This is a genomic window from Komagataeibacter sp. SM21, from assembly GCF_041402665.1.
Lineage (GTDB): Bacteria > Pseudomonadota > Alphaproteobacteria > Acetobacterales > Acetobacteraceae > Komagataeibacter > Komagataeibacter saccharivorans.
The window spans coordinates 1-12,845 of record NZ_JBGLOV010000010.1; the positions used below are offsets into that span (position 1 = coordinate 1).

Annotated in this window: 7 protein-coding genes and 1 pseudogene; 1 reads left to right on the top strand and 7 read right to left on the bottom strand. The window is 57.5% G+C overall.

The window, feature by feature from the left end; genetic code table 11:
• Positions 1-129: 129 nt before the first annotated feature.
• Positions 130-1,226, top strand: a pseudogene (istA, locus tag ACBR42_RS10805) (IS21 family transposase); the annotation flags it as partial.
• Between the two features lie 143 nt (positions 1,227-1,369).
• Here the strand turns inward: istA and ACBR42_RS10810 are convergent.
• From ACBR42_RS10810 to ACBR42_RS10840, 7 genes are all read right to left on the bottom strand, one after another.
• Positions 1,370-4,150 (bottom strand): beta-glucosidase, encoded by a 2,781-nt coding sequence (locus tag ACBR42_RS10810; protein ID WP_371208009.1) that lies wholly within the window; start codon positions 4,148-4,150, stop codon positions 1,370-1,372.
• 184 nt (positions 4,151-4,334) lie between these two features.
• Entirely contained in the window at positions 4,335-6,671 is a 2,337-nt protein-coding gene (locus tag ACBR42_RS10815) for a TonB-dependent siderophore receptor (protein WP_165927279.1), read from the bottom strand.
• 719 nt (positions 6,672-7,390) lie between these two features.
• Positions 7,391-8,479 carry a proline racemase family protein gene (locus tag ACBR42_RS10820; RefSeq protein WP_371208010.1) on the bottom strand — a complete coding sequence of 363 codons (1,089 nt, stop codon included), beginning with the start codon at positions 8,477-8,479 and terminating at the stop codon, positions 7,391-7,393.
• 70 nt (positions 8,480-8,549) lie between these two features.
• Positions 8,550-9,851: an MFS transporter gene (locus tag ACBR42_RS10825; RefSeq protein ID WP_371208011.1), complete on the bottom strand. Its 1,302-nt coding sequence runs from the start codon at positions 9,849-9,851 to the stop codon at positions 8,550-8,552.
• 92 nt (positions 9,852-9,943) lie between these two features.
• Positions 9,944-11,299 (bottom strand): hypothetical protein, encoded by a 1,356-nt coding sequence (locus tag ACBR42_RS10830; protein ID WP_371208012.1) that lies wholly within the window; start codon positions 11,297-11,299, stop codon positions 9,944-9,946.
• 190 nt (positions 11,300-11,489) lie between these two features.
• Entirely contained in the window at positions 11,490-11,906 is a 417-nt protein-coding gene (locus ACBR42_RS10835) for a RidA family protein (RefSeq protein ID WP_110547477.1), read from the bottom strand.
• Positions 11,907-11,974: 68 nt separating this feature from the next.
• Complete coding sequence (locus tag ACBR42_RS10840) at positions 11,975-12,730, bottom strand: SDR family NAD(P)-dependent oxidoreductase (RefSeq protein WP_371208013.1); 756 nt, start codon at positions 12,728-12,730, stop codon at positions 11,975-11,977.
• Positions 12,731-12,845 lie beyond the last annotated feature (115 nt).

The window sequence follows — 12,845 nt, forward strand, 5'->3', positions numbered from 1 at the left end:
CTCAAGTCGACCCATTATGGTCTGCCTGTTACCGACCCGTCCCCTTCCTGATTTTCCCGGGGTGGCTACCCCGGGAAAATCAGTCCTTTGTCGCACGCAGCGACACGGAATGCATAAGACAAGCCTGGAATATCCCGGCAGACGGTAAGCAAGGTGATCCGATCGGGTCAGACATCGTTCGACTATCACCGGGAACGACCGCCCCTTCCCCGGATTGGTCCATGGGAGGGAAGATTGTGCGCTCGTCTTGAGGAGAACGTGGCGCGCGCGGCCCGCGAACGGCTGAGTCTCATCCGTGTGTTCGAACTGCTACACGAGGAAGGATATGAAGGAAGCTATGATGCCGTAAGGCGTATATGGCCGTCGGTGGGAAGATCGTTATGGGATGGGGCGGCGGATCGCCTATGTTCCGCTGGGTTTTGCGCCTGGTGAGGCTTACCAGTTTGACTGACGCCATGAGATTGGCGTTCTGGGCGGTGTGGCGGTCAAGGTCGCGCATATGCGCCCGTGTCATAGTCGGATGGGGTTCATTCGTGCCTATTCTCGCGAGACACAGGAAATGGTGTTTGACGCCCATGACCGGGGCTTTGCATTTTTCAGGGTGGCATGTCAGCGGGGCATTTACGGATAATATGAAGACTGTGGTGGAAACGGTATCTGTTGGCCGTGCGCGGGATTATAACCGGCGTTTTTTTACAGATGTGCGCCCAATTATCTGCTTGAGCCGCGGGCCTGCGCACCCCGGCTGCAGGATGGAAGAAAGGCCAGGTTGAAAGTCAGGTGAAACATGCGCGTGGACGCGTGTTCTCCCCGTCCGAAGTTCTGTGACTAAGAGGAATTCAGATGCATCCGGATGTCCCGGAGACAACGGTCTCGGATATGTTCCTGGCCGGGCGCGCGGCACTGGTTCCTTTGACAGGTTCCATGCTCGCACGGCCCCTGTCACGAAAACCTGCCTGGTCCGCTTTGACAACAATCGGTATTCCGTCTCCAGCAGTACGGTTGGTCGCCCGGTGGAATTCAGGGCGTATGCCGCTCGCATCGAGATCCGGCAGGATGGCCGGCCGATTGGTGTCCATGTCCGCCCGTTCGGGCGGGAGCGGACGGTTTATGATCCATGGCATTATATTGGAGTACTGGGGCGCAAGTCTGGCGTCCTGCGCAATGACGCGCCGTTTCAGGACCGGGTCCTGCCCGTCTCCATTGAACGGATCCGCAGGCGGCTGGTTTGCCGTGCTCTTGAATGGCAAACTAGGCTGCCTGTTCCGTCGGTCCCTGCGTCAGCCCACTCCTGCCGGTTTTGTCCATATTCTGTGCCGTGGCCATTATCGGCCCCCACGTTCCGATGGAACGCGGGGTTGCGGTCAGGTCAGATCCTGCCCTTCAGCCGGATGTCGCCTGACGAAGCACCGACCAGGACCGGGCGTGTCCCTGGCACCTTGCGCCATGCATGGTCATGTGTGGACCAGTACTGCAGGGCACGGGGGGCTACATGCAGCGTAATGTCCCGGCTTTCCCCGGCATCAAGATGCACCCTGTCGAAAGCGACAAGGCTTCTTACGGCAAGATCGGCGCCGGGCACAGGCGTCCCGGGGGCGTCAATATAGACCTGAGGAACTTCATCACCCCCGGCCCCGCCGCTGTTCCTGATCCTGAACCGGACGTCCAGGCCACCTGCATTACTGGCATCGATATGTAGCCGCGAATAGGCAAAACGGCTATAGGACAGGCCATGCCCGAACGGGAACAGGGGCTTGCGACCGGATTTAAGGAAGGCGCGATAGCCAATATTTACCCCTTCCGAGAACACGGTCTTTTCGTCCTGTCCCGCGCCGGAGCGCTCCTTGTGCATCGGGTCGGTTGCGGGATAATCGCTCAGTTGCCTGCCCCATGTAACGGGCAGACGGCCAGCAGGATTGACCTGTCCCGTCAGAACCCTGGCGGCGGCAACGCCACCCCGGTCGCCTGACCACCACATTTCCATCACGGCCGGTGCCTTATCAAGCCAGGGCAGCGCCACGGGCTGGCTTGTATTGAGCATGATGACCGTATGGGGATTGGCGGCCAGAACGGCCTCCGCCAGTTCATTCTGCTCACCCGGAAGCTGGAAGGGTGGCTGGCCCCGGCTCCACAGGAAAAGGATGACCTTGCGTGCATGCCGGGCGACATCAACCGCATGATCCCGGTCCGCCCGGCGTGTTGCTGGCGTTGCCCATGCCAGCCTCAGTCTTTCGGGGGTGTCGGAATCATCGGGTACGGCATGGATCACAACCTTATGGCTGCCGGTAGCCAGTTTGACCGGCACACGTACGTTGTCCAGTCCGTCCGTGCCCGGCAGCAGGTTATCCTGATTGGGTTCGACAATATCCCCGTGCAGACCGCCCTTCAGGGCATGGGTGCCGCCGATGCGCGTGCCATCCACGATAATGTCGGCCCGCGCACCCAGCACATGCAGGCACAGCCAGTATTCCCCTTCTTCATCAATCTGGAGATCACCGCTCCAGTCCATCGTGCTGCCTGCGGGCACGGTGGTGCCCGTAGCTGCGGTCAGGACAGAAAGGGGCGCCTGCCCTGCCTTGCGCCCCATGTCCTGTGGCACGGGGCTGATAACATGGTCCGCGGCGATGACGTGGCCATCCATGTCATCCGCAACGGCGGTCTGGATATGGGCCTTCCCACCCCCGATCTGGCGCAGCGCGGTAACGGGGCTGACCTGATGATCAGGTTCACCCAGTGAACGTTCATTGGGTTTGCCAACCGCAATAACCTGTGAGCCTCCCGGCCCGATAACCGCCAGGTCCGTCAGGTCATCAGGGGTGAGCGGTAGCGCATGATGGACATTCCTGAGCAGGACGGCAGATGCAGCACTGGTGCGTTCATTGATGTCGTCAACCTGCCCGGGCGTAAGGCGCGTGCCTGTCCCCTGACCCGTCGTGCCCGGCAACCGACCGAACAGGGCCATTTCAAACAGGACACGCCCCGCCGCGCGGTCGATTTCAGCCTGCGTCACCGCCCCGTCGTGCAGGGCGTCATACAGGTTTCTGAACTGGTGATTGACGGGAAACAGGACATCCCACTTTACCGGCTCGGGCTGCGGTTCTTCGGGAATGGTCCCTTCAAAGATACGATGCATGGCATCAAAGTCGGGTGGCGGAACATGGTGGGGCGGCGGCGTATTGTCATAATAAGCGGGAATGATGCCCGCAAAGGGATTGGTCGGATTGAGGTGCCCCGGCATTTCCATGTCCAGACCCGCCGTCAGGCCCAGATTATCATGCACCGCGCCCCAGTCCGATACGACAAACCCTTTGAAGCCCAGCTCATCACGCAGCACATGGTCCATAAGCGCCCTGTTTGCGCAGGCGTAAGGTCCATTGATCATATTATACGCACACATGATCGATGCAACATGGGCGTTGATGGCGGCTTCGAACGGGGCCAGATAGATTTCGTGCAGTGGCTGTTCATCAATAAAGACATGTTGGCCGTCAGTATCGTAGCCGATGAAATGCTTGGCATCGGCCATGACGTTGCGTGACTGGATGCCGCGTATTTCAGCAGCACCGATCATGGATGTCAGGGTCGGGTCCTCGCCAAAAGTATTATAGGCCCGGGAATAGGTGATATCCCGATCTATATTGATGAAAGGCTGCAGGACAACGTCAATATTCAGTCGATTGGCTTCATCCGCAATCAGGACGCCATTATCAAATGCAAGCTTCGGGTCGAATGTGGCCGCAACCCCCATGGTCGCGACTTCAGCGACCGATGGTTTGCTCAGCAGCAGTCCCGGCGGTCCGTCCGCCATGCGTAGCGGTGGCACATTCAGCCGTTTTACGCCCGGCAGGTAGCCTGCCTCCCCATCATTGTGCGCAGCGGGTTCTTCCGTTCCCCGGATAAGGTTCAGCTTTTCCTGAAGGGTCATCTGCTTCAGCAGGCTGGATGCGATACGGGTTGCCCTGACGTCCGCATCCTCCTGGTCGGCGGCCTGCGCGGGGTGGAACGGATTGCAGACCGACAGGGCCAGACAGCAGGCACTGCCATATAGAAGTATTGTGCTGCGTTTTTTCAGGATCCGGGCCAGTCCATGGACTGGCCTGTCTGGCCAGCGCGAGGTGAGGGCTGCAAGAATCCGGGTTGGCATGACCATGTACCTGTCCCTTTCTAATATTATACATACCTGCGCCTGACCGTTTTCCCGACCAGGCGCATGATACCGTCCCGAAGGGTCTGCTACTGCAGGGGGACAGAAGTCCGGTCCTGCGCGGGTTGTGCCCCATGGCGGCGGGAACTTTCGCAGGACGCGGACTGTATTGCTGATGGATATGAGGTTTTTAGAACTTCATATCTGCGCGGAAGTAATAGAATCCACCGTTGAAGGCCAGTTGCGACGCATAATAATCATACTTGGTCACGCCATAGGCACGTCCCTGCGCCGGCACTTCGGTCGGATGGGTATTGAAGATGTTGTTTCCACCAATGGCCAGATGCAGGTTGCGCGTTGCCGCGTAACCGAATTCCAGATCTGTCACCCACCGCGGTTTTGCTTCAAACGGGAAGAACGTATTGACCGACCATGCATTCGGACCCGTTGTATATTGCATTTCGTCGGTCACGGAACCCCAGCGTGTTTCACGCAGCGTTGCGTCAAATCGACCCAGTGACCAGTGCCCGGACATGATGATCTTGCTGCGCGGCGTTGTCGTTGTCAGGAACGCAACCTGCTGGGCATTCAGTACGGGGGTACCGTTACTGTTATAGGACATGTGCGATACACGTGTTCTGTTCAGGTTTAGGCCAAGTGACCAGTCAACACGCCCATATTTCTTGAAATCGGTCAGATAGGTCGCGGTGATGTCCAGCCCCTGCGTACGCGTGCTTGCCCCGTTGGTGAAGTAGTTGACCGAAACGGCCGAGGGATCGAGGCTGGTCGGCACTGGAATACCGGACAGATCGATGGCGTTCAGCGCTTCCGCGCCAGAGGCGTACCCCCCTTCCACAATACGATCACGGATATTGATCTGATAGACATCAGCAGCAATATGCAGTTTTTTCAGCGGATTGATGACAATACCGCCGCTAAGGTTGGTAGAGCGTTCTGGCTTGAGCGCCTTGGCACCCAGTGACCGTGCTGCCGCCGAATTGACGGCCAGCACGCCACTGGCGGCTTCGGGGCTGACATTCAGGTTGGTGAAGTTTTCTTCCGCCAGTGTCGGGGCGCGGAAGCCGTTGCTGATCGTGCCACGGATCGCAACCCACTTATTGATCTCATAACGGGTGGACACCTTGCCGCTGATCGCGTTGCCCACGTCGGAATAATGTTCCAGACGGCCTGCCAGATCGACTTCCCAACCATTGAGCGGCTTGAAGTTTACATCCGCATAGCCTGCGTAGATATGGCGCCCATGCACGCCGGATGCGACGTCGGGCAGGCCAGGCAAGGCCTGTGAACCATTGCCGTAAAGTGACGCGGCATCACCAGCGCCCATCTCGTACTGCTCGTTACGGTTTTCAAACCCGAGCGCCACCGCCACCGGAGCCGCGAAGAACGGCGCCGCGATCGAACGGCGCAAATCGACGTTATTGACCCACTGCGCATTACGGTAATTGCCGATCGAGAAACTGTTGGGGGACGTGCCCGTGGCCTGCAACAGATCCAGGTTGATCGACTGATCCAGACCACTATGGAACCAGTCAGATCCATACGTACTGCTGACATCCCACGAGAAACCAAAGAAGTTGTCCCCCTTGAATCCCGCAGTCACACCCATGTCGTTTTCGTCCGATGTCTGGATCGGGCTGTAACCGTTGGGATAGATTCCAGAGTAGCCGCTTGGCATGGTGCGGTAAAATGCCCAGGCCTTGGCATCCCTGTGGGCATAGGTTGCATTGCCGTAAAAGGTTACGTGTTCCGTAAGCGGCAGGTTGAAGTTGACGCCCAATGCCTCGCGGTCACTGGCCGGGATACCGAACAGCCGGTCAACCTTGGCGTTATAGCGTGTATCCGTGCCGTCATGATGGGTTGGGTCCTGGTGACGGTAATCGAAGCTGAGCTGCAGGGAACCGCCATGGCCGATCCTGAAGCCTTCATTGAACATGCCGCCCGCGGTAAAGCCCTGATTGTTTCCGTAATTGCCAACGAGGCTTTGGGCGGAAATGCCATGATCCTGTGATTTCAGGATGATGTTGACCACACCGGCAACAGCGTCGGACCCGTACTGGGCGGCCGCGCCATCACGCAGGATTTCGATATGATCGATCATGGACATCGGAATCATATCAAGATCGGTTGGGGTCGATCCCTGCTGTGAACCGGGAGACGCATAGATATTGGCCGTCGGGTGGCGTCTTTTCCCGTTGATCAGGATCAGCGTCTCGTCCGGGTTCAGGCCGCGTAGCGATATGGCATCGGTCAGACCGCCTGCCCCGGTGCCGAATGCAGGCGTCGTGACCGATGGCGATGTCACGATCAGCGCATCACGCAGGTTCGTCTGGCCCGTACGCAGGATCTGCTGCTTGGTGGTCACATCAACCGGGCTCATGCTCTGGTAAAGCTTGCGGTTGGTGGTACGGGTGCCCGTTACGATAAGCTGTTCCGCCTCACCCGAATTACGGGTGGTTTTCTTGTCTTTGGTCTGTGTTTCAGCCGTTGCCGCAGCGTACCCCGGCATGGGGACGGTGGATATTCCTGTCAAAAGGAACAGAAGAAACGGCAGCTTCCTGTTACGCATCCAATTCTCCATCCTGATTACTGTTATGAGAAGCACGCAGATGCCGTGACTTCGAAAAAGGGATCGCCCGGTTGCGTGTAACAGGCGTGGTCCGCGCCGTACCGACCGGGAGTGACGTGGGGTAGAGAAAGTAAGTCTTTCTTCACGTGAATATGGACACATCGTATGAGAAGCTTATGTCTAAGTCAATACGAACTAAAAACGTTTCTCACTAAAAATGCGGTTGGTCATTTCTGTACGATAATAATAAAAGTATTTTATTTCAGTATATTAGATCGATTCGCCAACGGTAAAAGTTACGGTATCGAAAATTTGCGTCAGGTCATGTTGCAAAAATGCCAGAATAGCTGGCGGGATCAAGTCCATCTGGATTTTGGCAAAATATTACTGCACCGATATGTAATATCAATTTGGTTTTGTTCTGGTCCATCCGATTGGACAGCGTGTCAGGTCTAAAATCCAGCCTGAAAACATTACAAAAACGAAACGTATGTTTCCGGTGAAGATTTCTTTTAGGAAACTATAGAAAATGCCACCTTCATGAAAAAAAGGTGGCACGCAGGATTGTCTGTTATTTATATAAACGCGTTGTTCTGAAATAATATCCAGATCCCCATGCCCGGACGAAGCCATGGGGCTGGAGGTGCCATCGTGACGCGTTACACTACAGCCTTGCCGCCGCCGATAAGAAAACCATTGCCCAGCGGATCATATTTCGAGACCACCAGTTGGGACAGCGCGGTGATCCAGGCGGAACCGGTTACGCGCGGCACAAGATAGGTGCTGCCGTCTTTCCGTTCTTCCTTTACAATCCTGCCCCGATAATGTGTTCCCATGATGCTTTCGTTAACGAAATCATCGCCTACTTTTAACAGGCCCTTTGCCACCCTGACCGCCATCCTGGCACATGTGGCTGTTCCGCAGGGCGAACGGTCAAAGGAGTGGGCACCGGAAACCGGAACATTCAGCCCATCGGCCCCTTCCGTCCGCGGTTCATCGATCCAGACGATATTGCCCACCGATGGCACGACGCCTGTCAGGGGATCGGATAAGGTGGATGTCCGGCCTAGTTCCTGACGGATGAATTTAGCTTTTTCAATCAATTCATCTATCAGGTCAGGCTGAACCGACAGACCGACACTGTCTGATTCAACAAATCCATAATACTGGCCGCCATAGGCTATTTCCACGGTTGTTTTTTTGCCATGGCCAGTATCGACATCAACAGAGCCAATATAATATGCTTGGGGAATCTGGAAGGAAACCGCCTGGCATCGGCCGTCCTTTATTTCCACTTCTATCGCCAGAGTGCCTACGGGCGTCAGGAGCGGAAGTTGAAAATGCCCGTCCGTGCCCAGGTCAATCGACGGGATCAGCGCCAGTTCGCACAGTGTTGTCACAACACCGATCGTGGCGTGTCCGCACATATCCGGATAGCCGTTTGCATCCATGAATACGATCCCGAAAGGTTCACCGGCAGCGCTGGGCGCAATCAGCGCGGCGGCAAACATTGACCGGTGCCCACGCGGTTCCAGTACCGCCATCCGCCGAACCCAGTCGGCCTGAGTTCTGAAGTGATCCCGGGCCGCGGTGGGGGAAAGGCCGACAAGGTTTTCGCCGCTGTCCATAATGACCCGTGTTGTCTGGCCACAGGTATGGGAATCCACAACATGCAGGGTCCTTGCGTTGTCATATGACCCGTTGTGATGAATAAGGCGCGTGCCGTAATCGTGCATGTTATTACTCATGTTTTACCTATCTGGACAGAAGAGGGGAAAAGGAAATATTCACCGGGGTCACAAAAGGCGTGCAGCTTCGTCAGCAGGAAGTCTGTTTCACCGTTCCTACGGAAAAGGTGGACATTTTTCGGCATGTCAGGACCAGCCCGCAGAACGAGATGATGGACACGGCATAAAATATGACAATCACGCCGTTGAAGGACCCGGTCCTGTACAGGATGGCCGTAGAGATCAGGGGAATGAACCCCACGATAACCGACGCGATGGACTGCCCCAGCGCCAGACCGGAGGAGCGTACCTGAACCGGAAACAGCGCCGTCAGCAGGCCGGGCTGGGTACCAATCATGCCGGCATGGAAAATGCCGTTTGTAATGACAAAGGCCGCCATGATGACATAGGGGTTGCCAGTACCGACCGACATGAAAAACGGGTATATGGAAATGGCGGAACACAGGATGCCAAGCCCGTAAACAACCGGTGCGCCCAGCAGGTCGGCCAGCCGCCCGAATACGACCATCATGACCGTATCAGCAGTCATGGAAACAAAAACCGACGCAATCAGGATACTTTCATTCACATGCAGCCACGCGCCATAAGAGAGCGAGACGGTTGTGGTCATGAGAACATAGATCATCTCGGACAGGATCAGGGTGGACGCAGCCAGGACCGACGTCTTGTAACTGCGGATCACTTCCGTCATGGGGGTCTGGACGCCGTTTTTTTCGGCAACCCGGGCAAATTCGGCCGTGTCGCCCACCTTCAGCCGGATCACGACACCAAGCACGACAACCACGATACTGACCAGAAATGGCAGGCGCCATCCCCAGGTCAGGAACTGGTCACCGCTGATGGCGCGGAAAAGGAAAAACAGCCCCGACGAAAGTATGAACCCCACTCCGACCCCTGCCTGGCTCCACGCGCCATAAAATCCCTGCTGCTTCGGGGGGGCGTTTTCAGTCGCCATAAGGATCCCGCCACTCCATTCCCCTCCGGCTGCAAATCCCTGGATCAGACGTAGCGTAATCAGGGCGATGGGGGCGATGATGCCCGCCTGCTGGTAGGTTGGTAGCAGACCGATCAGGAATGTCGCCCCACCCATCAGTGACAGCGTCCATGTCAGCGTGGTCTTGCGGCCATACCGGTCTCCGACCGAACCGAACACGATTCCACCCAGTGGCCGTGACACAAAGCCCACTGCATAGCCCACAAAGGCACCGCTGGTGCTGAGTATGGGGTTGCTCAGGGGGAAAAAGGATGGACCAAAGACCAGCGCGGACGCCAGCCCGTACAGAAAGAAATCATAAAATTGCAGCGCATTGCCAATAGATGACGCCAGTATTGGCAAAATGACCTTGAAGTGCCGCAACAGTCCACGTTCCACACTGAATACTCCAGGTATGAGGGCAGTTATATCCGGAAAGAAAACCCGTCAGAAACAAGACGGGATGACAGGCAGCAGTGCTGCTTATCGGGTCATACGGGTGCCTCAAGCCGCCGCTTCCCATCGGCGCAAAGCCGCGTGTCCGGGCTGTTCAGGGCGGTGCGGTCCCATAACCGGCAGGTCACGGCCTTGTGCTTCTGGTCCAGTCCTTCACAGTAATTGGTGTATTTACAGACGCGCATGCTGTCGGCACGTCCGGCCCGCGCCTTGAGCAACCAGTCCGGGTCCGCCATGAACTGCCGCGCGCTTGCAACCACATCGGATGTGCCGTCTGCCAGCATCGTTTCCGCCATCTCCACGGTATGAACGCCGCCGGCACAGATGACGGGCGTGTCAAAACCGGCGCTACGGAGCTGCGCGCGGATGAAGCGCGATGCTTTTGCATTACGGCCAAACGGGCCGAAGGAATCTGAGATCGCGTGTGGAATGCATTCATATCCGCTTGGGCCGGTATAGGGATAGGCCGCCTCACCTACCCGTGGCTGGAGCGCATCTTCAAACTTCCCCCCACGGGAGAGTGAGAGAAAATCAAGCCCGCGCGCCGCCAGCCGCCCTGAAAACCAGGCAGCATCTTCTACCGTGCTGCCACCCGCAATGCATTCTTCGGCCAGCAGACGGCAGCCGACCGGATAGTCCGGACCGACCCTGGTGCGCACACTGTCCAGCACGGCTTCCGCCAGCCTTACGCGCCCTTCGCGCGTCTGGCCCCATCCGTCCCCACGCGTATTCAGCGCGGACAGGAACGAGGCCATGGTATAGGCATGGGCATAATGCAGTTCCACCCCGTCAAAACCGGCATCGCGTGCCCGCAGGGCCGCGTTGGCAAATAGGTCGGGCAGAACATCGGGCAGGTCTTTTATCCACGGTAGATGCACATCCGTTATCCGCTCCCGCGCCCCGTAATCCAGGGCTTCGCGTTCACGTAGGTCAAGAATGGTCTCAAGCTCGGCCCGGCTCATGTTTTTCAGGCGGTCGCGGATGATCGTGTCGTCCGTCTCGCCAAGTAATGCCCGGTGGCGGTCGGTTATGACCAGAAAACGCGTCAGGAAACGATCAGGCTCCGGCCTGCGGCGTATGTTCAGGAAATCGATAAGCTGGACGAAAACCTTTGTCTCGCCCCCGCTGGCCTGCCGAATGGTCGCAACCAGTTCCGCCATACCGGCCACGTATCTGTCATGAGACAGGCGAAGAAGCGGGCCGCTGGGAATATCCCTGATCCCTGCGGCTTCCACCACGATCGCGCCGGGCCGGCCCATGGCGATGCGTCTGTACCATGCAAGGGTGGATGGGGTGACATGGCCGTCCTCACTTGCCCGCCAGCTTACGACGGCGGGGTACCAGCTTCTGGTTTTCAGGGCGAACCTGTTGACCGTAACAGGTCGGAACAACGGGGAATCCGCCGCGGCGGCGGAAGCTGCCGGTGCATGGGACTGCCACTGAATTCGGTCCGATGGTTTCCACATCTTACCCTCTGTCTTTCCTGATCCCATTCATGCCCGAAGAACCTGAAACATTCATTATAATTACGAGTTCGTAACGAACAGCATGGACGTGCCGATTGCCATGATCTGTCTCCTGTTACGGAATGACGGCAGTCGCCTCGATTTCCACAACGGCCCCGGGCTCAACCAGGCGACCAACCTGCACCAGACTCATGACCGGGTAATGCCGTCCCATCGTCTGCCGGTACACAGCCCCCAACGGGCGCAGGCTGGCATTGTAGACGGCTATGTCCGTAACGAACCAGGTCATCCGTACCAGATGTTCCGGCATGGCTCCTGCCGTTTCCAGCAGGCAGCAGATGTTCTGTAGCGCCTGTTCGCACTGCGCCACGAACCCGTCGCGCATGTCGCCCTGCGGGGTTATTCCGATCTGGCCACCCAGTACCAGCAGCCGTCCGGACGCGGCAATGGCATGGGAATACCCCCGTGGCGCGGGCCAGCCGTCCGGCAGCAGGATCTTGTGATCCGTTTTTTTTGTAAGACATGAATCCATGTTTGTTTCCACCTGCATGAAATAGAAAAAATCCTGGCCAGAACAGGCAGGACTGGTCGGGAACGGGCCTACCCCACCTCTCCCCCGGCTACGGGCAGTGCGATGCCGTTGATGGCGCCTGCTTCGCGCCCGCACAGGAAGGCAGCCGCCACGGCCACTTCTTCCACGCTGTTCAGGCAGCCACGGGGATTGAAACGGGCAAATTCGGTGCGGATGTCCTCCGCCGGGCGACCACTTTTCCTGACGATGCGCTCCACGCTGTCGCGCACCAGGTCACTTTCCGTAAAGCCCGGGCAGACGGCATTCACGGTTATGCCGTAACGCGCGTATTCAAGCGCCAGCGAACGGGTCAGACCCAGCAGGGCATGCTTGGCGGTGACATAAGGGGAAACATAGGTATACCCGCGCAGTGCCGCCGTGGAGGCGACATTGACGATGCGTCCGTCCCGTCTTTCCACCATGGATGGCAGTACAAGCTGACACAGTCGCGCCGCGCCTAGCACGTTCAGCCGGAATGCCTGCACGAACGCGTCCATCGCCATATCGGCAAAACGGGCGCTGGACGATCCACCGGCGTTGTTGACAAGGACATTGATTGCCCCCGCCTGTGCAACAGCCCGGTGAAAGGCGTTATCCAGTTCCTGTTCGCACGTAATGTCTGACACGACGTAATGATGTGCATCACCTGCGCCGACCACCGCTTCAAGCTGCGCTTCCGAGCGGCCAAGAACGGTCACGATATCGCCGCCCTGCATCATTTTACGGGCAATTTCGCGGCCTATGCCCCTTGAACCGCCTGTAACCAGTACATGCCTTGCACGCATCAGGATTCCATTCCCCTGTCGGTCGGGAAGACCGTATTATTATCTTATATTTAAGATACATTGATGTGAAGTATATCCGCAACCGCTTTATGGGCCTTCCCCCGCAGGCTGCTGC